Source organism: Crossiella sp. CA-258035 (assembly GCF_030064675.1).
Taxonomy (GTDB): Bacteria; Actinomycetota; Actinomycetes; order Mycobacteriales; family Pseudonocardiaceae; genus Crossiella.
The window spans coordinates 4,989,752-5,012,044 of record NZ_CP116413.1; the positions used below are offsets into that span (position 1 = coordinate 4,989,752).

15 protein-coding genes are annotated in these 22,293 nt (G+C 72.1%); 2 read left to right on the forward strand and 13 right to left on the reverse strand.

Translation table 11 applies throughout. The annotated features are described in order from the left end of the window. Positions 1-181: 181 nt before the first annotated feature. Positions 182-1,408: an alginate lyase family protein gene (locus N8J89_RS22850; protein ID WP_283659036.1), complete on the reverse strand. Its 1,227-nt coding sequence runs from the start codon at positions 1,406-1,408 to the stop codon at positions 182-184. Between the two features lie 184 nt (positions 1,409-1,592). Next, on the reverse strand, positions 1,593-4,499 hold the full coding sequence (locus N8J89_RS22855; RefSeq protein WP_283659037.1) for a glycosyl hydrolase: 2,907 nt from the start codon (positions 4,497-4,499) through the stop codon (positions 1,593-1,595). A 131-nt stretch (positions 4,500-4,630) separates the two neighbouring features. On the opposite strand from N8J89_RS22855, the gene N8J89_RS22860 reads away from it, so the two are divergent. Continuing rightward, on the forward strand, positions 4,631-5,626 hold the full coding sequence (locus tag N8J89_RS22860; protein ID WP_283659038.1) for a LacI family DNA-binding transcriptional regulator: 996 nt from the start codon (positions 4,631-4,633) through the stop codon (positions 5,624-5,626). Here N8J89_RS22860 and N8J89_RS22865 read toward each other — a convergent pair. The 6 genes from N8J89_RS22865 to N8J89_RS41980 all read right to left on the reverse strand — a co-directional run bounded on the left by N8J89_RS22865 (position 5,620) and on the right by N8J89_RS41980 (position 12,428). Continuing rightward, complete coding sequence (locus tag N8J89_RS22865) at positions 5,620-7,821, reverse strand: heavy metal translocating P-type ATPase (protein WP_349497401.1); 2,202 nt, start codon at positions 7,819-7,821, stop codon at positions 5,620-5,622. The genes N8J89_RS22860 and N8J89_RS22865 overlap by 7 nt on opposite strands. A gap of 154 nt (positions 7,822-7,975) precedes the next feature. Continuing rightward, positions 7,976-8,605 carry a DUF4360 domain-containing protein gene (locus N8J89_RS22870; protein ID WP_502868320.1) on the reverse strand — a complete coding sequence of 210 codons (630 nt, stop codon included), beginning with the start codon at positions 8,603-8,605 and terminating at the stop codon, positions 7,976-7,978. 216 nt (positions 8,606-8,821) lie between these two features. Beyond that, positions 8,822-9,655, reverse strand: a complete 834-nt coding sequence (locus N8J89_RS22875) for an SDR family oxidoreductase (RefSeq protein ID WP_283659039.1) — start codon at positions 9,653-9,655, stop codon at positions 8,822-8,824. 28 nt (positions 9,656-9,683) lie between these two features. Beyond that, positions 9,684-10,553, reverse strand: coding sequence for an LLM class flavin-dependent oxidoreductase (locus N8J89_RS22880; protein WP_283659040.1), 870 nt, complete (start codon positions 10,551-10,553; stop codon positions 9,684-9,686). Beyond that, positions 10,550-11,494: a zinc-binding dehydrogenase gene (locus tag N8J89_RS22885; protein ID WP_283659041.1), complete on the reverse strand. Its 945-nt coding sequence runs from the start codon at positions 11,492-11,494 to the stop codon at positions 10,550-10,552. Before N8J89_RS22885 ends, N8J89_RS22880 begins: the two co-directional genes overlap by 4 nt. A gap of 58 nt (positions 11,495-11,552) precedes the next feature. Further along, positions 11,553-12,428 carry an NAD(P)-dependent oxidoreductase gene (locus N8J89_RS41980; protein ID WP_283659042.1) on the reverse strand — a complete coding sequence of 292 codons (876 nt, stop codon included), beginning with the start codon at positions 12,426-12,428 and terminating at the stop codon, positions 11,553-11,555. 94 nt (positions 12,429-12,522) lie between these two features. Here N8J89_RS41980 and N8J89_RS22895 point away from each other — a divergent pair, with 94 nt between their 5' ends. Next, positions 12,523-15,486, forward strand: coding sequence for an ATP-binding protein (locus N8J89_RS22895; protein WP_283659043.1), 2,964 nt, complete (start codon positions 12,523-12,525; stop codon positions 15,484-15,486). A gap of 36 nt (positions 15,487-15,522) precedes the next feature. On the opposite strand, the gene N8J89_RS22900 is transcribed toward N8J89_RS22895, so the two are convergent. From N8J89_RS22900 to N8J89_RS22920, 5 genes are all read right to left on the reverse strand, one after another. Next, entirely contained in the window at positions 15,523-16,650 is a 1,128-nt protein-coding gene (locus N8J89_RS22900; protein ID WP_283659044.1) for a WD40 repeat domain-containing protein, read from the reverse strand. 157 nt (positions 16,651-16,807) lie between these two features. Then, positions 16,808-17,569: a 5'/3'-nucleotidase SurE gene (gene surE, locus N8J89_RS22905; RefSeq protein ID WP_283659045.1), complete on the reverse strand. Its 762-nt coding sequence runs from the start codon at positions 17,567-17,569 to the stop codon at positions 16,808-16,810. After that, a complete protein-coding gene (locus N8J89_RS22910) occupies positions 17,566-18,501 on the reverse strand; it encodes a 1-phosphofructokinase family hexose kinase (protein WP_283659046.1) in 936 nt (311 codons plus the stop codon). The genes surE and N8J89_RS22910 overlap by 4 nt, the downstream gene beginning before the upstream one ends. Positions 18,502-18,551: 50 nt before the next feature. Beyond that, entirely contained in the window at positions 18,552-19,823 is a 1,272-nt protein-coding gene (locus tag N8J89_RS22915) for a hypothetical protein (protein ID WP_283659047.1), read from the reverse strand. A gap of 98 nt (positions 19,824-19,921) precedes the next feature. Next, complete coding sequence (locus N8J89_RS22920) at positions 19,922-22,213, reverse strand: M64 family metallopeptidase (protein ID WP_283659048.1); 2,292 nt, start codon at positions 22,211-22,213, stop codon at positions 19,922-19,924. Between the last annotated feature and the right edge of the window lie 80 nt (positions 22,214-22,293).

A 22,293-nucleotide genomic window follows, 5' to 3' on the forward strand; every position in this document is an offset into this window, starting at 1 on the left:
ATGTTCAACCCAGTTTCGAGGCAAGCGCCAACACTGGGTACGACAACGGCCAACACACCGTACGAGTTCGGCCAACACACCGTGCGAGTTCGGCCAACACACCGTGCGAGTTCGGCCAACACAGTGGCTGAAGGGCCGCGCGGCCGGCCCTCGGCGGTGGGCCGGGCGCGCGGGTGCCGGGTCAGGCCGGGTTGCCGGCGTGGGTGAGGGTCTGCCAGGCGACGAAGAGGATGTTCGTGCCGTGCGGGCGCCGGGACTCCACCAGGCGCTGGGTGTTGGCCATGCTGTGGCCCATACGGTTGGCCAGCGCGTTGTAGCCGACCTCGGAGACCGGGCCGAGGCCGCGCTTGATGGTGCCGCCGCACAGCCAGCCCGGCGCGGGCTCGCCCAGCTCGTACTTGGCGTGGAAGCCCAGCGCGTGCCGCAGCCGGTCCGCGATCTCCGGGTAGAGGTCCTGGCCCTGGTGCCGGGTGGTCTCGGCGAAGTTGGCGATGCTGGCCAGGCCGTAGCCGGTGTGGGTGAAGTCGCGGCAGGTCTCCTGGCTCAGCCCGTCCACGAAGGTGTTCTGGTTGTGCCAGTACCGCACGATCTCCTCGCGGGTGTCGATGCCGCTGCCTGCCGGGCCCTTGGCGTAGGCCCCGTCACTGCTGACGTAGAGGAAGGCGGGCACCCGCTGGCGGAACTTGGTCACCGCGCGGTCGTAGGCCCCTCGGTCCTCCAGGAACACCGCGATGCCGATCGCGGCCTCCATCATGGTGAGCTCCCAGTTGCCGTTGCTGGTGGTGGCCCCGTTGATCACCCTGGGCAGGTAGACGTTGCGCAGCATGGTGCTGAACCGGGTGACCCCCTCAGCGGACCAGCCGCCGCCGGTGTGCCGGATGATCTCCGCGGCCTTGGCCCAGGACACCCCGGCCCACGCGGTCTGCAGCGGGGCGTTGCTGTTGGTGTGGTCCCTGATGGTGGCCGACCAGGCGTCCATGAGCTGGATCGCCTTGTTCGCATAGCGCTGGTCCCTGGTGATGTACCAGTTCAGCGCGCTGGTGAAGGCCGCGATGGCGTCCTGGCGCTCATCGGTGCACCCGTTGTTGGGGTTGGAGTAGGGACCGCACTCCACCACCGCGCGCGGTTTCGGGTTGCGGGACAACGAGGCCAGGCCGTGGCCGTTCATCTGGTCATAGGCTGCCTTCCAGGGTTGCGCGCCCGCCTGCACCTTGCCGCGCACGAAGTCCAGCTGACCCCGGCTCACGTACACCCCGGGATGGGTGAAGGCAGGCGGGGCCGCGGCGGCTGCCGGTGCGGCAGTAGGCGCGGGGGCCGGATCGGCGGAGGTGGGCGAAGCGCTGGCGAACAGGGCGGTGGCGGCGGCGAGCGCGGTGAGGACGATCCCGCGTCGATGCAGGGTTGTCATCGGTCTCCTCAGGGATGGATACCCGGTTGCGCGTCGCGGCGTGAAGCGCGGTGAACGCAAACGATGGTGTGGTCCAGACCACCTGAGGTCAATACGCCGATATTCACAAACACCTGAAAAGAGGCATCCCCCGGTTCACAACCGTGAATTTTCACGGTTGTGAACCGGGGGGTGATTGGTCACTTCATTGGAAAGGAATTGTCAGCACGGACTGCTGGCCTTGGCTTGCGGAAGCGTTGACCCGCAACGAGGTCGACCCGGTGCCGATCGCGCTCCACACCTCCAGCCGGACACAGCCATTGCGCAGTTCGGCGAATGACCCGGAACTGGAATGCAGTGCGCCCGCGGTGTAGTTCTCCCACCCGGTCACCGGGTCGGTGGCGAAATAGCGGTAGGTCTCCACCCGGCCATAAATCCCGGAGCCGGTGAAGTCGTAGGAGACCCGCGCCTGCACCGCGTTGGCCACGCCCGTGCCGGAGTCGACGTACAGGTTGAAGCCGGTCTGCCGGGCCGGGTCGTGCGTGCCGGAGAGGCCGCAGGCGGTGTAGGTCCGCGGGTCGCGCGGTGTGCCGTCGTTGTTGCCGCCGCCGGCCCCGGCGATGGTGTCGGTGCGCGCGCCGGCGGGCTCCGCGGCCGACAGCGCGCCGGGGTTGTTGACGAAGAACCGGTTGGCCTTGACCGGCGGCGGCCCGGTTGTCGTGGTCGTCGTCGTGGTGGTCGTGCTGCTGGAGGTGGGCTGGCCGCCGGAGCCGTTGCCGCCGCTCCAGGTGATCGCGCCGGTGGTCGCGGTCTTGCCCGCGCCGACGGTGAGCGTGGTGCCGTTGGAGAAGGTCACCGTGATCGGCTGGTTGCCGGTGTTGGCCGCCACGTAGGTCTTCGCGCCGTTGCGGGTGAACACCGCGTGCAGCGGGTGGTTCGCGGTGACCGAGCGGTCGACCTGGCCGAGCGAGCTGAGGTTGCGCAGCCACTGGAAGGTGCGCGCCTTGCTCTCGCCCTCCTCCACGGTGTAGCCGCCCGCCCGGAACTCGGCGAGTGCGGTGTCCGGTGTGGACAGTGCCTGGAAGGACCAGATGATGTCCCGCCAGACCGTCGGCGGGCCGCCGTTGTTGGTCACCAGCTCGCGCAGGTTGCGGTCGATGTAGGCCGGATCATGGCCCAGGTACAGGGATCCGCCGGTGATCGGCAGCATGTTGATGCCCTGGATCATCTCCGGCTCGGCGCTGAACCAGGTCGAGTACGCGCCGCCGTCGCCCCACACCATGCCCACCGTGGAGTGCTGGAAGGCGCTGGGGAAGTTGGTGTCCCGGTTGTCGAACCAGTACTCCTTGATCGCCTCGCCCTGGGTGGTGTACATGAACAGCCCGGCATCGCGCGCCGCGGTGTCCCCGGTGGCCAGGCCCCACTGGATCACCGCGTTGGCGAAGTTCATGCCCTCGGAACTGGACTCCTGGTTGTTCCCGGCGAAGAACGCGCCGTGCCCGGCCGCCCAGTCGTGCCCGGCGTAGATGTCGAAGTCGCGCAGGAACGGGAACATGCTGTCGTCGCGGTTGAACCCGTTGGCGTCCCGGATGAGCAGGTTGACCATGCCGCCGTACTGGCTCGGTGAGGCCCAGGCCGGGTCGAACTTGGCCAGGGTGGCCGCGGCGGAGATGTAGTAGCCGTAGTGGAAGTGGTGGTCGTTGAGGTCGGTGTCGGAACCGAAGGAGGCCGGGAAGCCGACCAGCGAGCCCCAGTTGCGGTCGTAGTAGAAGACCCGCTCGCTCTTGCCGTTCGGCGCGGTGAACCAGTCGGTCAGCCGGGTGCGGACCGCGCCGATCAGCTTGTCCCGCACCGCCAGGTTGCCGACCTGGTCGGCGATCTCGATCATCCGCGCCGCCCGGCCGAGCGCCTTGCCGGTCCAGTAGGTGTCGTTGTTGAACCCGGCGAACGGGTCACCGCCGCCCGCCTCGTTGAGGTAGCCGTTCAGCGTGGCCAGGTCGCCGCCAGTCATACCGACCTGGGGCAGTTCGGGCAGCACGCCGTGGTAGCGGATCGCGGTGGTGAACGCCGAGGCCCCGACCAGGGTCTTCAGCTGACCTCGTGGTGAGACGTAGGTCTGCGCGATCGGCGTCGACCCGCTGAGGTCCTGCCACTGGTGCGGGTACAGCGCGACCACCGCGCCGCTCTGGCCGCCCTCCATGGCCTGGGTGGTCAGCCGGTAGGTGGCCCGCACCGTGCTGGCCGCCTGGTCGTAGGCCCACTCCACCCTGGTGCCGGTGACGTGGGCGTGCGCGTGGCGGCCGTAGGAGCTCAGCAGCGCCTGCCGGTCCGCGGCGCTGCTGGCCGGGGTGGTCGGCAGCACCGCCACCGAGAAGAATCCCTTGCCCGCCAACGAGGACGTGATCGCGTTGCCGCCCACGTTCCAGCTCGATCCGCTCGGCGCGTAGGCCACGTAGTCGTGCCCGTCCACGCTGAACCCGATGGTCGCCCCGCTGTTGGACCACACCGTCGGCGCGGCCCCGAAGCCCAGCCGCGCGTCCCCGCCGGTGACCTTGGCGTAGACGAAGGGCAGGCCGTGCCCGATGGTGGTGCGCAGGGTGCGCGCGCCGTCGCTGAAGTAGGGGCTGACCGTCCAGTCGGTCCAGCCGTCCACCTTGACGTCCGGGGAGTTCAGGCCGGTCACGCCGAGGGTGAAGTCGGTGGAGTACGGGTAGTGGTACTCGCCGACGCCGGTGGCCGTGCCGCTGACGGTGACGTTGGTGGCGTAGTCGACGCCGAGGCCGTTCGCGCTGGTGTTGAAGGAGAACGGGTGCGCCATCAGGTTGTCGGAGTAGGCGCAGTCGTTCCGCTTGAAGATCAGCGAGGACCACCAGTCGTTGGTCGGCACCGCGCCCGCGGGGGCGTTGCCGGTGACGTACTGGCGCGGGTTGCGCGGGATCTCGCCGCAGGCGGTGGGCAGCTTGGCCCCGGCGGGCAACGTCGTGGTGTAGCTGCCCGCGCCGATGGGTTCGGCGCTGGCCTGGCCGGAGCCGACCGTGACAGCGAGCGGGACTAACACACCGAGCGTGAGGACCGCGGTGACCGCGGCCAGCCCACGACTGAGCAGGCTCATCTTTCCTCCGAGCAGGGGTGGAGGGCAGGGATTGCGGCGGCCTAGCTTGAAACCGGTTTCAACAGGGTTTCGGGAATGTAACATCCGTCACAGGGGCGGTCAACGTTCCGGTGGACGGGGAGGGTGGGCCGGTGGCGGGCAGGAAGGCGACGATCACGGACATCGCGGCGCGGGCCGGGGTGTCCAAGGCGACCGTGTCCAGGGTGCTGACCGGCAACGCCGTGGTCGCCCCGGACAAGCGGGACGCCGTGCTGACCGCGATGGCCGAACTGAGCTACCGCCCGAACCTGATGGCCAAGGGCCTGGCCTGGGGCCGCACCTTCACCGTCGGCGTGCTCACCCCCGACCTGGCCAGCCCGCTCTACGGCCTGATCATGGCCGGGGTGGAGGCCGAGCTGCACGGCCTGGGCTACCAGGCCCTCTTCGCCAGCGGCGCCTTCCACACCGAGACCGAGCGCCGCGCGCTGGAACACCTGGTGCAGCGCCAGGCCGACGCGCTGATCGTGCTCGGCGGCCGCCTGCCCGGCGCGGACCTGCTGGCCGTCACCGGCGACCTGCCCCTGGTCACCGTGCTGCGCGCCGGCCCCGGCAAGCTGGCCATCACCCTCGACAACCACTACGGGGCCCGCCTGGCCACCGAACACCTGATCTCGTTGGGGCACCAGGAGATCGCGCACATCACCGGCGAGTCCGGCCAGCCCGACACCGAGGAACGCCTGCACGGCTACCGGGACACCATGACCGCCGCCGGTCTCACCCCGCGCACCATCCCCGGCGGCTACCACGAGGACGACGGCCGCCGGGCCACCCATCGGTTGCTGGACAACGGGATCCGGTGCACCGCCCTGGTCGCGGCCAACGACCAGGTGGCCATGGGCGCCCGCCTGGCGCTGTCCGAACGCGGGCTGCGGGTGCCCGAGGACGTGTCCCTGGTGGGCTTCGACGACCTGCCCAGCGTGCGCTACGCGGTGCCGCCGCTGACCACGATCCGCCAGCCCGCCAGGGAGATGGGGCAGGCGGCGGCGCGCGCGGTGCTGGGCCTGCTGGACGGCGTGGAGGTCCAGCCGCCCGGCTTCACCGCCGAGCTGGTGGTGCGCGCCTCCACCGCGCCGCCGGGCGGCTACTGACCGCCGAACTTGCGCAGCCGCATGCTGTTGGAGACCACGAACGCCGAGGACAGCGCCATCGCGGCCCCGGCGATCAGCGGGTTGAGCAGCCCGAGCGCGGCCACCGGGATCGCGGCCACGTTGTAGCCGAAGGCCCACCACAGGTTGCCGCGGATGGTGTTCAAGGTGGCGCGGGCCAGCCTGATCGCGTCCGGCACCGCGATCAGGTTGTCCCGCACCAGGATCAGGTCAGCGGCGTGCAGGGCCACGTCCGCGCCGGTGCCCATGGCCATGGCCAGGTCGGCCGCGGCCAGCGCGGGGCCGTCGTTGACGCCGTCGCCGACCATGGCCACCCGGCGGCCCTCGGCCTGCAGCGCGCGCACCACCTCGACCTTGCCCTGCGGCAGCACCCCGGCGTGCACCTCCTCGATGCCCACCGCCTCGGCCACCGCGCGGGCGGTGCTCTCGTTGTCGCCGGTGAGCAGGACCGGGGTCAGGCCCAGTGCACGCAGGGCGCGGACCGCGGCGGGCGCGGACTCCTTCACCGTGTCCAGCACCGCGAGCAGCCCCCGCGCCGCGCCGTCCCAGCCGGCCACCACCACGGTGCGGCCCAGCTGTTCCCATTCCGCGCACCGCTCGCGCAATTGCGCATCCACCGTCCAGCCGCGTTTGGTGAACAGCAGCGGGCGGCCGATGAGGATTTCCACCCCGTCGACCCGGCCGGTGGCGCCGAGGCCGGGCAGGGCGGCGAAATCGGCGACCTCGGGCAGGGCGCCGAGCTCGGCGCGGGCCGCGGTGGTGATCGCGGCGGCGATGGCGTGTTCGGAGGCGGCCTCCACCGCACCGGCGTAGCGCAGCAGCTCGGCCCGCTCGCCCCTGGAATGCGTCTCGGCCAACGACATCCGGCCGGTGGTGACGGTGCCGGTCTTGTCCAGCAACACGGTGTCCACCGCCCTGGTCTGCTCCAGGGCCTGGGCCCCGCGCAGCAGGATGCCCAGCTGCGCGCCGCGGCCGGTGGCCACCAGCAGCGCGGTCGGCGTGGCCAGGCCCAGCGCGCACGGACACGCGATGATCAGCACGGCCAGCGCGGCCCCGAACGCCGGCTCCGCGGAGGAGCCCGCGAGCAGCCAGGCCGCCAGGGTCAGCGCGGCCAGCACCAGCACCACCGGAACGAACACCCCGGCCACCCGGTCGGCCAGCCGCTGCGCACTGGACTTGCCCGCCTGGGCCTGTTCCACCAGCGCGGTCATCCTGGCCAGCTGGGTGTCCGCGCCGACGCCGGTGGCGCGCACCACGAGCCTGCCGCTGTGCGAGATGGTGCCGCCGATGACCTGCGCGCCGGTCTCCACCTCCACCGGCACCGACTCGCCGGTGACCATGCTCAGGTCCACCACCGAGCGCCCGGACTCCACCACCCCGTCGGTGGCGATCTTCTCCCCCGGCGGCACCGCGAACAGGTCCCCGACCACCAGCTGCCCGACCGGGACCCGGACCTCTTTCCCCTTGCGCAGCAACAGGACGTCCTTGGCCGCGAGCAGGGAGAGCGAGCGCAGCGCGTCCCCGGCCATCCGGCGGGCGCGGGCCTCGAAGTAGCGACCGGCGATCAGGAAGGTGGTCACCCCGGCGGCGACCTCCAGGTAGATGCCGCCGGTGACCGTGGTGCTGAACATCGCGTAGGCCGACCAGCCGAACGCGCTGAGCACCCCCAGCGAGACCAGCGTGTCCATCGAGGCCGCGCCGTGCCTGGCGTTGCGCAGCGCGGCCCGGTGGAAGGGCAGTGCCGCCCACAGCACCACCGGGGCCGCGAGCGCGAGGCAGACCCACTGCCAGCCGGGGAACCGCAGCCAGGGCACCCAGGCCATGGCCAGTGCGAGGTCGGCGAGCGGGAAGGTGAGCAGCACCGACACGACCAGCCTGCGCCACAGCGCGCGCACCGGGTCCGGTCCGTCCGTTGCCGTCGTCTGGCGGACCTCGTGCGCGGTGTAACCGGCGGCGGCGACCGCCTGGACCAGGCGGGTGACATCGATGGTGGAAGGGAAGGACACCGAGGCACGCTCGGTGGCGTAGTTGACCACGGCGTGCACGCCGTCGAGCTTGTTGAGCTTGCGTTCGATCCGGGCCGCGCAGGCCGCACAGGTCATGCCGGACAGGGCCAGCTCGACCGTGCTCAGTCGCTCCGGGGTCTCGGTCGCGCCGGTGGCGACACTCTGCTGCACTGCACTCTCCAGGGGACGCCGCCGTCTGCTGTGGACGCTGGCCGGCCCCGCGAGACGGTGCGCGAACGCACCGCAGCGGAGCCGACCACGCCAGTCAGGTCGGTCATCTGGTCCACCCGGTTCCCCCCTGTGACCTGAGCCACCCTGCAATGCGCTAGTCGCACCGCTTCCAGGAGAAGTGGTAGGTGGTGCGAATGCTGCCGTCCGTGGAGTCCATCGTCATAAAGCTGGTCGTGGTCGACGGATTCGAGGAACCCGCCTGCACGCGCAGCTCGGTGTTGACGTTCAGGTTCCTGGTCTCGCCGCAGGGGGCGTAGACCATGTTGGGCCCTTCGGAGGTGTCGGTCGCCTGCCAGCTGTCGGCGTACGGGCCGTTGAACCAATGGCTCCGCGACTCGGTGGCCGACATTCCCTGGAAGTAGTAGTTCGCCCGCTGGAGTCCGCGCGCCCCCGCTTGGAGATTCGCGTAACCCCGGTAATCCGCTTTCTGGATCGCGTAGGTGAAACCCTGTGGGTAGTGGATGCGCAGGGCGAGCTGACAGTTCTTTCGAACATCGGTCGGTTTCGCGCCCACCCCGACCTGAGCGAGATAGTCGCTGTAGGTCACGGTAAAGGCGGTCTTGTCGTGCGCGACGGCCACGGCGGACGTGCCGGGCGGGCAACCCGATCCGTTCGCCGTGATCACCTCGACTGTCACCCTGTCCGGCGGCGCTGATTCGGCCGCCGGAACCGGAGAGGCAAGCAGGGAAAAAGCCATTCCAGCCGCGGCCAGCATGGTAATCATGGAATCCCTTCCCAATCGTCTGAATTTATCGACGACGGCGACCCACGATATCGTAAACGGGAGTATTCAACAGCGGCCGTATGGGGCAACCGCGAAAGTAGTGCGATCGACTGAGATCACATTTGGGGATCCCATGTGCCCATGAACCCATCAGCCGCGAATGGTTTCAGGACTCATTGTATGTGACTGCATTCTCTGCTGCCAAGAAAAACTTGGCTACACCCGTCGCCAGGAGTCCGAGTCCAGCGCGGTGCCGGCCTGCGGGCCCATCAGCAGCAGCCCGCCGTCCACTGCGAACGAGGCCCCGGTGACGTACCCGGCGGCCGGGGTGGCCAGGAACGCGATCACCGAGGCGACCTCCGCGGCGTGGCCGGTCCGTCCCAGCGGCACCCCTGGCCTGCGCTGCTCGGTCGGGTCGGCGTCCTCCTGGCCGGTCATCGCGGTGGAGATCTCCCCCGGGGCCACCGAGTTGACCGTGATGTGGTGCTCGGCCAGTTCCAGCGCGAAGGTCTTGGCCAGCATGCCGAGCCCGGCCTTGGCCGCGCAGTAGGGCGCCGCGCCGACCCTGGGCTGGTGCTCGTGCACGCTGGTCACCATGATCACCCGGCCGCCCCTGCCTGCCTCGACCATGTGCCGGGCGGCCCGCTGGGTGCACAGGAAAGCGCCGTCCAGGTCCACCGAGAGCACGTGCCGCCAGGTGGCGAAGTCCATCTCCAGCGCGAGTTCGGCCGAGCCGGTGCCCGCGCAGTTGACCAGCACGTCGATGCCGCCCAGCTCCTCGGCCAGCTCGTCGATGGCGTCCACGGAGGCGGGCAGGTCGCCGAGGTCCAGCCGCCGGATGACCGCCCGCGCGCCGCGTTCGGCGACCTCGCGGGCGGTGTCCCGGGCGCCCTGTTCGTCCTGGTGGTAGGTGATGCCGATGTCCAGGCCACCGCCGGCCAGCGCGACCGCGGTGGCGCGGCCGATGCCGGAGTCGGAGCCGGTGATCACGGCGGTGCGGGGTCGCCCGGCCGCGGCGGGCAGCGGGGCGACGGGATGTGGTTCCGTCATGCGCCCCGGCTACCCGCTCAGCTCCGGCTCATGCCCCCAGCTGGTTCGCGGCCTCGGCCAGCAGCTCGCGCTGCTGGAAGCGGTCGGCCGGGAACGGCATCGCCACCACCCGCTCCGCGCCCGCCTCGGCGAAGGCGGCCAGCTGTTCGGCGGCCTGGGCCGGGGACCCGACCACCAGCGCCTTGCGGGCCTGCGCCTCGCCCATGCCGTAGTCGGCCAGCCCGCGCACCCGGTCGTCCACAACGGACTGTTCGAGCGGCCCGAGCCCGACGCTGACGCCCACGGTCACCGGGGCTTCGATGCCGAGCTCGCGCAACTGCCGGATGCCGTCGGCGACCACTGAGGGCGGCACGAACGCCGGGTACCAGCCCGCGCCCAGCCGCTGGATCCGCCGCCAGGCCACCGGTCCGGACCCGCCGATCAGCAGCGGTGGCACGGTGGCCGGCGGGGACAGCCGGACCACCTCGCCGTCGATGGCCGCGTCCCGGCCTGCCACCAGGTCGGGCAGCACGTTCAGGACCGCGTCGGTGCGCTTGCCGCGTTCGCGGTAGGGCACGCCGACCGCGCGCCAGGCCGCGTCGCCGTGCGGGTCGCCGCCGCTGCCGATGCCCACGATCAGCCGGTCGCCGGAGAGGTGTTGCAGGGTGGCGATCTGCTTGGCCGCCCAGGCCGCCCCGCGCAGGGCGGGGATCATGACGCCGAAGCCGAGCTTGACGGTGCTGGTGCTGGCGGCCACGGTGGCCTGGACCAGGGTGCTGTCCAGGTAGGGCAGGGCGGGGATGAGGTGGTCGCCGGTCCACACCGACTCCAGGCCCAGGCCCTCGGCGTGCCGGGCGTGCTCGGCCGCGGTGGCCGAGGGGTCGACCCCGAAGGAGGGCAGTTGCACGCCGATCTTCACCGGACCTCCAGCAGGGTCTTGCCGATGGTGCCGCGGCCGGCGATGGCCGCGTGCGCGGCGGCCGCCTCGGCGAGCGGGAAGCGCTGTCCGATCACCGGCCGCAGCCGCCCGGCCGCGGCCTCGGCGAGCACCTGCCGGGTGGCCTCGCGGACCAGTTCTGGGTTGGGGCGCAAGGACACCAGCGTGACGCCGCGTTCGGCCGCGGTCTCCTCCGGGATGCCGGTCCACTCGCCGCTGGCCAGCCCGTAGCTGATCATCCGGCCGCCGGGGCCGAGCAGCTCGAAGGCGTCCCGGCCGATCTCGCCGCCCACCCCGTCGAAGACCGCGTCCACCTTGCCGATCCGCCCGGTCCAGCCGGGTTCGGTGTAGTCCACCACCTCGGCCGCGCCCAGCGAGGCGGCCAGTTCGGTCTTGCGCGCCCCGCCCGCGGCCGCGACCACGGTGGCCCCGGCCGCGGTGGCCAGCTGCACCAGCAGCGAGCCGACCCCACCGGCGGCGGCCTCCACCAGCACCCGCTCCCCCGGCTGGACCGCGACCGCGCCGAGCAGCATGGCCGCGGTGCGCCCGTCGGCCAGCAGCGCGACCGCCGCGTCCAGCGGCAGCTCCGCGGGCACCCGGTGCAGGGTGTCCGCCGCGGCGACCGCCAGCTCGGCGTACCCGCCGGTCCCGCTCAGGCTGCTGATCACCTTGGCTCCCACCAGCTCCGGGTCGACGCCGGGGCCGGTGGCCAGCACCGTGCCGCCGACGCCGTTGCCGGGGATGACCGGCAGTTCCACCCGGAACGGGCTCTGTCCGCCCGCCCGGAACTGGGTCTCCACGAAGGTGATGTTGGCGTAGGCCACCTCGATCAGCACCTGTCCCTCACCTGGCACTGGATCAGGGGCTTCGCCGAGGGCGAGCACCTCCGGCCCGCCGAACTCCCGCAACCACACCGCACGCATGTCTTGTCCCCTCAGTAGGTCTGCCGAGGAGAGCAAACAAGCTCCAGCTAACTGGAGGTCAACCTCTGGCGCGCATGACTTCGAACACACTGGACGCGCTGTCCGCGCCGTGCCCCTGCTCGACCAGGCCGCGCACCAGCTCCAGCAGCGGCACGTGCAGCCCGGGATCGACCCCGGCGGCGCGGCTGGTGACCACGATGTTGGCCAGCGCGGCCAGGTTGATCTCCAGGCTGGAGTCGCCGCCCGCGTAGTCCTTGGTCTCGGCCTCCCTGGCCAGGTCGCTGAGGAAGGCGATCATGCCGTTGAGCCAGGGCACCGCCATGCCCAGGAACTCGGTCGGGCGCACTCCCGCGGAGTCCAGCATGGCCGCGCCGTGCAGGAAGCCGAAGATGGTGCCGTACCCGGCGCTGAGCAGCGCGTAGCTGTACAGCTCGGCCACCCCGGGGTCCTCGGCCACGTACCGGGCCGCGCCGAGCACGCCGAGCTGGTCGCCGAGGCGGTCGAAGACGGCGCGGGAACCGCTGTAGAGCACCTGCGCGTCCGGGGTGCCGATGGCGGCGGGCACGGCCATCACCGCGCCGTCCAGGTAGTCCGCGCCGTGGCCGTCGGCCCACCCGGCCAGCGCGCGGATCTCGTCGGGGGCGCTGGAGCTGATGTTGAGCAGGGTCCGGCCGCGCAGGTCGTCCGCGACCGGGTCGAGCAGGTCGCGCACGGCGGCGTGGTCGAGCACCACGGTCAGCACCAGCGGACTGGCCCGCACCGCCTCGCCGACCGAACGCGCCACGACAGCGCCCTTGCCCGCCAGCGCCTCGGCCTTTTCCGGTGAGCGGTTCCACACCGTCACGGCGTGTCCGTTGGCCAGGAAGGTCTCCGCGATGGCCGCGCCGAGGCGGCCGAGGCCGATGATGCTGACCGGGGTCTTGTCGCTGGTCACGATGATCACTCCTTGATCGCTGTTGTTGCTGTGATCAGCGTGCTCGCCTGCGCTTTCGGTCTGCTGGCGGTTCGCTGGCGGTTAGGGTGTCGGGGTGCGATTCGGGGTGCTCGGTCCGCTGACCGCGTGGACGGCGGAGGGCACACCGGCGCCGGTCCAGGAGGCGAAGGTGCGCCTGCTGCTGGCCGCGCTGCTGGCCCGTGGCGGGCGGCCGGTGTCGGCGGACCGGCTGGTGCTGGACCTGTGGGGCGAGGCGGTCCCGGCGAACCCGCTGGGCGCGTTGCAGACCAAGGTCTCCCGGCTGCGGCGAGCGATCGGCCGGGACCTGGTGGAGTCCGGGCCGGCCGGGTACCGGCTGCGCGCCGACACCGACGCCGACCACTTCACCGCCCTGCTGGCCGCGGCCGGGGACGCGCCGCCGCGCGAGCGGGCCGAGCTGCTGGTGGCGGCGCTGGAGCTGTGGCGGGGACCGGCCTTCGCCGAGTTCGCCGACGAGGAATTCGCCCGCCCGGTGGCGCACGCCCTCGCCGAACGCCGCCTCGAAGCGGTCGAGCTGCTCGGGGAGACCCGGCTGGCGCTGGGCGAACCCGCCGAGGCCCTGGCCGCCGTCGACGACCTGGCAGCCCGGCATCCGCTGCGGGAGCGGCTGCGCGCGGTGCAGCTGCGCGCGCTGTACCTGGCCGGACGGCAGGCCGAGGCGCTGACCGCCTACGCCGAACTGCGCGAACGGCTGGCCAAGGAGCTGGGCGCGGATCCAGGTCCGGAGCTGGCCGCGCTGCACGAGTCGATGCTGCGCCAGGACCCGGGACTGCGAGTGGCGGTCCGCCCGCGCGGCAACCTGCCGGCCGCGCTCACCGAGCTGATCGGCCGCGAGCACGCCGTGCGCGCGGTCCGCGGCCTGCTCACCCGGCACCGCCTGGTCACGCTGACCGGCCCTGGCGGTGTCGGCAAGACCAGCCTCGCGCTGGCCGCCGCCGAGGCGGGACCGGAGTTCCCGGACGGCGCGTGGCTGGTCGACCTGTCCGGCCACCCCGGCACCGCGGGGCAGGCCGAGCTGGCCGACTCGGTGGCCGGTGCCCTGCACATCCGCGCCGACCCCGGCGCGGACCTGGCCACCGCGCTGCGGGACCAGCGGCTGCTGCTGGTGCTGGACAACTGCGAACACGTGCTGGCCCCGGCCGCCGGCCTCGTGGCCCAGCTGCTGCGCGCCGCCCCCGAGCTGCGCGTGCTGGCCACCAGCCGCGAACCCCTCGGCGTCCCCGGCGAACGCCTGGAAGCCGTGCCGCCACTGGCCCCGGCCGACGCGGTCCGCCTGCTCACCCAGCGCGCCGAGGCCGCCGGGGCCGACCTCAGCACCGCCGACCCGGACACCCTGGCCGCACTGTGCCTGCGCCTGGACGGCCTGCCACTGGCCCTGGAACTGGCCGCGCCCCGGTTGCGGGTGCTGGGTCTGGCCGAGCTGCTGTCCAGAGTGGACGATCGTTTCCGGCTGCTCACCACCGGCGGCCGGATCGCCCCACCCCGGCAGCGCACGCTGCGCGCGGTGATCGACTGGAGCTGGGACCTGCTCACCGAACCGGAGCGGATCCTGTTGCGCCGCCTGGCCGTCCACGCCGAGGGCTGCACCCTGACCGCCGCCGAAGCGGTCTCCGCCGCCGACCCGCTCACCGAACCGGAGATCCTCGACCTGCTGGCCCGCCTGGTGGACCGCTCCCTGGTCCTGGTGGCCGAGGGCCCGCGCTACCGCCTCCTCGAATCCATCGCCGACTACGCCCGCACCCGCCTCACCGAGTCCGGCGAGCTCCCCCAGCTCCGCGACCGCCACCTCACCCACTACCTGGACCTGGCCGAAGCCGCCCAGCTGCGCGACCACCGCCAGCGCGACTGGCTACCCCGCCTGGACCGCGAGTCGGCGAACCTGCGCCGCGCCCTGGACACCGCGGTGCACAACGCCGACACCGACCGCGCCCTGCGCCTGGTCCGCGCGCTGTCCTGGTACTGGTACCTGCGCGGCCGGCTGAGCGAGGCCGAACGCCAGCTCCGCCTGGCCCTGTCCGTGCCGGGCGAACACCCGTTGCGGGACACCGTCTCCGCCTGGCTGACCGGCATCACCCTGCTCCGCCGCGGCGGCGCGGACCCGAACGCCCGCCGCGAGCTGACCGAACAGTCCACTGTGGACGCCGAAGCCACCTGGTTCCAGGCGTTCTCGCTCAACTACACCGGCGGCGACCTGACCGCCAGCGCCACCCGCCTGGCAGGACTGTCCACAATAGACCCCTGGCTGCGCGCGGCGGTCCTGGCCACCACCGCGCTCCAGGCGGTCATGCGCGGCGACCTGGCCACCGCCACCACCCAGGCCACCGAGTCCCTGGAGCTGTTCACCACCCTCGGCGACACCTGGGGCCGCTCGCTGGCCGGGTACGCCCGCTCCGCCGTCGCCGAGATCACCGGCGACTACGCGCTGGCCACCGAACTGCGCACCGCCGCGCTGGAACTGGCCCAGGCCAACGAGTTCTGGACCGACGCCGCCGACCAGCTCACCGGCCTGGCCCGCCTGGACCTGCTCGCCGGCGACCACGCCCGCGCCGAGTCCCGGCACCGCCAGGCCCGCCGCCTGGCCGCCGAACACGGCTACCAAGCCGGCGTCATCCACGCCGAGCTGGGCCTGGCCCTGGGCGCCCGCCGCACCGGCGACCTGGCCACCGCGCACACCCTGCTCACCGGCGTGCTGGCCTGGCACCGCCAGGTGAACTACGCCCCCGGGGTCGCCCTCGCGCACAGCGAACTGGGCTTCATCGCCGAGCTCCGCGGCAATGCGGGCGAGGCGATGTCCCTGCACACCAGGGCCCGCGCCGCGGCCGAATCCAGCGGCGACCCCCGCGCCATCGCGCTGGCCGAGGAAGGCCTCGCCGGAGCGCATTCCCTTGCCGGTGAACACGATCGGGCCGCCGAACTGCTCGCCTCGGCCGCCGCGCGCCGGGCCGCCACCGGCGCGCCACTGCCACCGGCGGAACGCGGCGACGTCGCCCGCATCACCGCCCGGCTGACGGTCCGTTAGGGGCCGCGATGTGCCGATCGGCGAAGCCCTCGCTGATCAGCCCAGACCGGCCATGTCCCACAAGCGCACGGAGTTGTCCATCATCGCGGTGGCCAGCGTCTGCCCAACCGGGCTGTACGACACGCTGGTGACAGCACTGCCAGGCCCGATGGGATCACCGCGCGGCTCACGGCTGGCCACATCCCACAACTGCACCCCCTGCCCCGCGCTCGCGGTGACCAGCCGGGTGCCATCCGAGCTGAATGCGAGGCTCGCGGCGCTGTTGTTGATGGGCTCGCCGAGCCGTTGGCGACTGGCCACATCCCAGAACTGCGTGGTCAGGCCCGAGACCGCGCAGGCCAGGACGCGTCCGTCCGGGCTGAACGCCAGGCTTTGCACAGAACCGGGCGACCCGATGGGAAGCTGTCCGAGCTGTTGGTAGCTGGTGACGTCCCACAGTCGCACCGTGTTGTCCACGCTCGAGGTAGCCAGCACCCGGCCGTCGGCGCTGAACGCCATGGCGAGCACGCCGGAGGTGTGACCGACGAGCGGCTTGCCGACCCGCCGGTGGCCAGCCACGTCCCACAACCGCACCTGACCGCCGACCTCCCCGACGGCCAGCACACGACTGTCCGGGCTGAACTCCACGGTCGAGGCCATGATCGGCAGCCCGCGCAGGCCTTCGGTCTCGCTGAGCGACTCGCCCAGCTGCTTGCGGTCGGCCACATCCCAGAACTGCACCCCGCGGCCCGAGGGCGCGACCGCCACGGTGCGCCCGTCCTGGCTCACCGCCACCCCGTTGACGTGGCCAGTGGCCAGTGTGCCGACATCCTTGTGGTTCCGCGCGTCCCACAACCGAACGGTCTTGTCCACACTCGCCGTGGCGAGGACCTGACCGTTCCCGCTGAACCTCATCCCCGTGACCATCGCGGTGTGGCCCGACAGCAGGCCGATCTCGCGTGCCGTGGCCGGCGGTGCCAGCGGGTTGCCGGTGGCCGGCAGCGTGCCACGGTCGGTCAGCCAGCGCACCAGGACCAGAGCGGCCACCAGCAGCACCGCGCCCGCGACCGCGCCGATCAGCAGCACGCGCGGGCTGCGCCACCCATGATGGTGGACGCCCCCGGAAATGGTGTGCGCCTGCACCACCAGGTCCGTCTTCCCCGACCACGTCAGCTGGTTGTCCACCCGTGGACCTGCGGAAACAGGCGTGCCGGCCTCTTCGCCGGCTCCTTCCGGGACTTCGGCCACCCGCACCCCCTGTCCGCGACAACGGAACACGCTAATGGCACCACGTCCCCGCTAACAGAATTGTCCTGAACCGGACTGCCGAGGCCGCCCCGGCTCAGTCCAGCGGCAGCACCACTCCCGCGTCCTCGGCCACCGAGCACAGCGGCGTCACCGTCGGACACCCCTGCGCCAGCAACGCCACATCGCTCCCGGCCTCGATCTCCCCCTCGACCTCCACCGTCACCAGCTCCAGCCCGCCGCCGTCGAGGTGCCGCACCCGCGACTGCACGGTCCCGTGCTCGGCCAGGCTCGCCCGCCGCAACGGCCCCAGCCTGCCCACCGGCACGTTGGGCACGTTCAGGTTCAGCACGCTGCCCGGCGGCAGCTCCCACAACAGCTTCAGCACCGTGCCCGCGACCTCCACCGCGGTCTCCCAGTGGTGCTCCTCCGGCGCGCGCATCCCCACGTCCAGGGACACCGCCAGCGCCCGGATCCCGTTGATCCCCGCGGTCAGCGCCGCGCCGACGGTGCCGGAGTGCAGCACCGCGCGCCCGACGTTGGCGCCCCGGTTGACCCCGGAGAGCACCACGTCGGGCCGCCCGCCGAAGGCGCCCTGGGCCGCCAGCAACGCGATCAGTCCCGGATGCCCGGCCACCGCGTAGCCCGGCACGTCCAGGCCTTCCAGGCTGCGTTGCCGCACCGCCACCTGCCGCCGGTCCTCCGCCGCGGTCAGCCCGGCGCTGGTGCCGCTGGCCTCGCTGGCCGGTGCGGCGACCACGGTGGTCAGCCCGCTCCGGTCGGCCAGTCCGGCCAGCGCGGCCAGCCCCGGTGACAGGATGCCGTCGTCATTGGTGATCAGTGCCGTCTGCGTGCTCATCCGCTCCCTTTCTCGTCCCACGGCCGGAGCTCCACCCGCTCTGCCAGCGAGGCGATGGCCTCTCCGCTTCCGGTGCCCAGCCCGTGCCGGGCGATGTTCAACGCCCCCGCCGCCGCCCCCACCCGCAACGCCGAGGCCAGCGACTCCCCTCTGGCCAGCTCCGCGGTGAACCCCGCGGTCATCGAGTCGCCACCACCCCGCGTCTCCACCGGGTGCAGCGCGGGCACGTGCACGGTGCACAGCTCCCCGTCCAGCAACGCCAGCGCGGGCTCGGCGGCCCTGGACACCACCACGGCCCTCGGCCCGTGCCCGGCGATCTCGCGCGCCGCCGCGACTAGGTCGGTCAGCTCGTCACTGGCGGCCCGCCCGTCCTCGATCAGCTCCTCATGACTCACCTTGACGAAGGTCGGCCCGCCCCGCAACGCGGTGGCCAACCGCTCCCCGGCCAGGTCGATCACCACCTGGCACCCGTTGCGGGTCAGGTCCTCGGCCAGCCGGTGGTACAGGTCGTGCGGCACCACCCGTTCGTCGCTGGGCCCGCTGAGCAGCGCGGTTCCGGCTTGCAGGGCCTCGGTCAGGGTCAGCTCGTACAGGTCGTCGAGCTCGTGCCGGGACAGCGGATCCGCCGGCATCTCCACCACCGGCTCCCGCTCCCCGCCGCGCCGGTCGTGGATGTAACACCCGTTCCGCCCAGCGATCCCCCGCAACCGCAGCCCCACCCCGCCTTCGTCCAGCAACCCGCGCAACACCTGCCCCGTCTCACCCCCGACGGTCGCGCACAACACCACCTCGGCGCCGAGCGAGCGCATCATCCGCGCCTGCCAGACGCCTTGGCCGCCGGGGTGCAGGTGGATGTCGGGTACGCCGTCGAGCGACTCGACGGTGACGGTGAGCTGGGGCGAGGGCGCGAGGACTACCACGGTGCCGGTCACGCCCCGGGGCTACCCGGAGATCAGGTATGTCACTCAACCAGGTGACGGGCTCAGACGATGCCCACCGTGTAAGGCGCGAACACCGGCATCCGGATGCCGGAGCTGTTCTCGACGTAGAAGAGGCTGTCCTGCGCGTCCACCGGGAGCACACACGGCCGGGTGGGGCACTTCTGGTCCAGGACGGCGGGGTCCTTGAGGATGTAGCGCACCTCCAGCACCGCGTTGCGCTCGGCGGAGATGGTCACCGGACTGGACAGCAGCTTGCAGAAGGCCACCGTGTGCCCCTGCCCGATCGGGCCGCACTCGGCGGTGTGGGCCTTCTCGTCCTGCCACACGATCAGCACGATCTCGAAGTAGTCGAGCTTGTTGGCGACCTGGAAGATCTGGTGCCTGCTCCGGGGCAGGGTGTAGGTGGCGGGCTTCCGGCCGTCCGGGTACTCGTTCCACTTCGAGTTCAGTAGCAAGGTCTGGGTGGCGACCAGCTTGTCCTTGGCGAACACCACGTTGGCGGTGCGGTCGCCGACCTTGTGCTCGGTCCACTTGATGTCCGCGCCAGAGCTGAACGTCCGGTTGAAGACGCCGACCGGATCGGTGAACCAGTTGCGGAACTTGGCCTGGTAGTAGTTCCACATGAACTTGGCCAGCCCGTAGATCGCCACGCCGGCCGCGATGGCCGCACCGGCTGGCGGGAAGGCGAGTCCGATCGCGGTGGCGGCCAGGCCGAGCACCGCGGTGATGCCCTGTTCGACGTCGCCCACGGCGACGGCCTCGGCCAGCCCGATCAGGTCTCCCAGCGGCGGCACGGTGCTGGCGGCGAGGTAGAGGGCGGTCCGGGCGTACTCCTTGAGCCGATCGGTGTTCGCGGTGAGCGCCCCACCGCCGGTGGTGGCCCGGCCCGCGAAGTCGGCGAACTCGCCCGCGCGGGAACTGAGGTTGCGCACGGCCGGGTTCTTGCTCGCCGTGGTGATCGCGCGCAGCGCCTTGGCGATGTCCGCCCTGGTGCGCGGCTGGGCTCCGGACTGGGAGCACTCGGGAAGATCCCGGCACAGGTCGGTGAACTCCTCCGCGGCCCGCTTCAGCTGGCGGGGCAGGCCGTGCACCTCACCGCGGTCCATCCGGCAGAAGCGTTCGTCGGCCTCGCCCTGCTCGCAGGAGATCTCCAGCTCCTTGATCAGCTCCTCGTCACTGGCGTGGAAGACGCCGTCCAGGACCTGCGCCACGGTCGGCACATCGTCCGGTGGCGCGGCGATCGCGGGCGCCGAGGAGAGGAGGAGCGTCACGCCCAGCGTGGCGGCGAGCACGGCCCTGCGGGAACTGCCCATGACCTGGGGAGTCTAGGCAGGACCGGCCCTCGGCGAACCACTCCGTCAGGTGCCGCGGGCAGTCCCCTTCGGGACACCGCGCCAACGGAACGTGACCCCTAGCGCAGCGGCGCGCACTGACCTGTCGCCGGACCGGTTCCGGTGATCGGCGCGCCCAGGTTGTCCGGCGCGGTCGCGTTCCCGCCGCACCGCACCGGGCCGATCACCTGGACCCCGGCCAGCACCGGGCCGCGGTCGGTCGCCGTGGAGTCCTCGACCCGCAGCGGTCCCACGATCCGGCCGCCGACCACGGTCACGTCGCCGGTGGTGCCGGTGAGGGTGACCGGGCCGGTCACGGTGGAGTTCAGCAGGTGCACGCCGCCCGCGCCCTTACTGGTCACCGGGCCGGTGATGGCGGACTCGGTGGCCACCAGGGTCGCGCCGGGCTTGACCGTGACCGGGCCGGTGACCGTGGCCGACTCCAGGCAGGTGACGCCGGTGGTGACGGTCAGCGCACCGAGGTGGCGGCCGCTGACCTTGGCGGTGCAGGCCGGGGGCTGGCGGAGCAGGGTGACGGCGAAGCGACCGGGGGTGGCGGTGTTCCCGGCGGGGTCGATGGCGCGGTACTCGATGGTGTGGCGGCCGTAGCCGGGGGGCACCTCGTCCCACGGGGAGAGCCTGGGGGTGCCGAGCTTGCCGTAGACCAGGTCGTCGATGTTGGTGCCGTCCGGGGTGAACCGGAACGGCGCGTTGGCGTCGGTGGGCCAGCCGAAGTAGTTGAACCAGCCGTCGCCGTTGGTGCGGAACTCGGGCACGACGAAGCCCTTGGTGTCGTCGGTGGCCTTCAGGCGCATGGTGAACGGCGCGTTGAAGACGTACTCCGGGTCGCCGGTCGGCGAGGTCCGGGTGAGCAGCGGCTTGGACAGCTCGAAGCTGGTCGCCGGGGTCTGGGCGTCCACGGTCCAGGTGCGGGTGGCGGCGCCGGTGGTCGCGGTCAGGGTGTGCCGGCCGGGGGTGAGCTTGAGGGACTTGAGGTCGAGGTCGCGGTTGTCCGCCGAGGTGGTCACCGGGCGGCCGTCCAGGGTCCAGCCGACCGCGGGTTCCTGGGCGGCGGGGCGGGTGGTCCGCACGTGCACCACGTCGGTGGCGCCGACCGGCCGGTCGGTCGGGGTGCTGCTGACGAACTCGGCCGGGACCTGCGGGCGCGGGGTGGTGAGGCTGGTGTCGACGGTCCAGGTGCGGGTGCGGGTCAGCGCGGCGGAGGCGCGGATGGCCGGGTCGCGGACGAACTCGGTGGGGTCGGTGACCGTGGCGACCAGGGTGTGCTTGCCCGGCGCGAGGTTCTGCTTGGCCAGGTCGACCGAGCGGGAACCGTTGGTGGACAGGGGTTTTCCGTCCAGGGTCCAGCTGACCGCGAGGCTGTGGCTGACCGGGTGCAGCGGTTCGACCCAGACGATCCGGTCCGCGCCGATGGGGGCGGTGTCGGGGGTGCCGTCCTGCAGGATGCTGGTCTTGGCGGACAGGCGCTGGACCATGACCTCGCGGGTGGGCTGGTCGAAGTAGTAGCCGAGGGTCTTCATCATGGAGTGCTTGCTGGGCCGCCACACGCCCTTGCTGTGGTACAGCCCGGCCTCGAACCGGCCGATCACACCGCCGGAGTCACTCGGCTCGCCCAGCCAGCGCCACCACTTCTTCCGCTGCTCGCGCATCTGCGCCTCGGCGAGCAGGGTGTGGTGCGCCGAGTCGGGTTCGCCGCCGGTGTAGGTGCCGCCGCGGACTCCTCGGTTGAGGTAGTCGTACTCGTCCTGCAGGCCGCCGAGGGAGTGGCCCAGCTCGTGCGGGGTGATCAGCGCGGACAGCGCGTTGCCGCCGGAGGCGGTGGCGTAGGTGCCGCCCGCGCCGCCGTAGGTGTCGCTGTTGGCGATGGCCAGGATCTGGCGGTTGGCCGCGGTGGTGCCGGGCACCAGGTTGGCGTAGTTGTTCACCGCGGTGCTGTCCACGGTGAGCAGGCGGCGCACACCGCTGGGGTTGCAGCCGCCCCAGAAGGCCATCCGCAGCGGGGTGTTGCGGCGCGGCGAGCCGATGTCGGGGTCGCAGCTCACGCCGGACTCCGGGGAGGCGATCTCCACGGTGTAGACGTTGAGGTAGCTGCGGTAGGACTTGAACGGCTCGATCGTCCACAGCACGTTGAGGTGCTTGTCCACGTGCTCGCGGAACTTCGGCAGGTCGGCGGCGGCGTAGCCGTCCGGCACGATCACCAGGTTGAACCGCTTGGCCGCGTCCCCGGTGACCTGCACGGGCACCACGGTGCCCGGCGGCGCGGTGGCCTCGGCCTGGGCCGGGCCCGCGACCAGCAGCACACTCGCGGCCAGGGCCAGCGCGCCCAGCAGCGCGGCGGTTCGTCTCACCATGCCCCGGAGCCTAGATCGCGTTCTTGGCACGCACGCAGTGCCAACCGTCGTAGGCCGAGTGGACCACTCGGCGCAACCGC

What these genes read in the sequence shown, in the direction of transcription:
- N8J89_RS22920 (WP_283659048.1), bottom strand. Translation starts at nt 22,213, where the DNA reads ATGGTGAGACGAACCGCCGCGCTGCTGGGCGCGCTGGCCCTGGCCGCG.
- N8J89_RS22855 (WP_283659037.1), bottom strand. Translation starts at nt 4,499, where the DNA reads ATGAGCCTGCTCAGTCGTGGGCTGGCCGCGGTCACCGCGGTCCTCACG.
- N8J89_RS22850 (WP_283659036.1), bottom strand. Translation starts at nt 1,408, where the DNA reads ATGACAACCCTGCATCGACGCGGGATCGTCCTCACCGCGCTCGCCGCC.
- N8J89_RS22885 (WP_283659041.1), bottom strand. Translation starts at nt 11,494, where the DNA reads ATGCGTGCGGTGTGGTTGCGGGAGTTCGGCGGGCCGGAGGTGCTCGCC.
- surE (WP_283659045.1), bottom strand. Translation starts at nt 17,569, where the DNA reads ATGAGCACGCAGACGGCACTGATCACCAATGACGACGGCATCCTGTCA.
- N8J89_RS22870 (WP_502868320.1), bottom strand. Translation starts at nt 8,605, where the DNA reads ATGATTACCATGCTGGCCGCGGCTGGAATGGCTTTTTCCCTGCTTGCC.
- N8J89_RS22915 (WP_283659047.1), bottom strand. Translation starts at nt 19,823, where the DNA reads ATGGGCAGTTCCCGCAGGGCCGTGCTCGCCGCCACGCTGGGCGTGACG.
- N8J89_RS22875 (WP_283659039.1), bottom strand. Translation starts at nt 9,655, where the DNA reads ATGACGGAACCACATCCCGTCGCCCCGCTGCCCGCCGCGGCCGGGCGA.